This is a genomic window from Faecalimonas sp. LCP19S3_D12, assembly GCF_052121495.1.
Taxonomy (GTDB): Bacteria; Bacillota; Clostridia; order Lachnospirales; family Lachnospiraceae; genus Faecalimonas.
The window spans coordinates 1-362 of sequence record NZ_JBQKED010000140.1; the positions used below are offsets into that span (position 1 = coordinate 1).

Sequence of the window (362 nt, forward strand, 5' to 3'; positions counted from 1 at the left end):
CGCCCAGGGGAAACACCCGTACCCATCCCGAACACGATGGTTAAGACCTGGGAGGCCGATGGTACTGCACTGGAGACGGTGTGGGAGAGTAGGTGGCTGCCGAATCTATAAGAAAATAAGCGAAAGCTTTTTTATATAGATACAGACATGAACACAAAGATAAATGAAAAATAGTAGTATTGATTAGTGGAAAATAGCGTCATGTCAACCCGACCAGCAGGGCAGTGCTGTTTAACATAGCTGGATTTACCAGTGATCAGAGATGAAAAGAGATTTTGATTTCTGATGACTGATAAAACAGTCAAAAAAGAATGTACCTTGAAAATCGCATACAAGAAACGAAATGATAAGAAAAATATCAA

General features: G+C 40.6%; 1 rRNA gene. It reads left to right on the forward strand.

The features are described 5' to 3' along the window. Nucleotides 1–105 (forward strand): 5S ribosomal RNA (rrf, locus tag ACTQXY_RS15620); the annotation flags it as partial. Between the last annotated feature and the right edge of the window lie 257 nt (nt 106–362).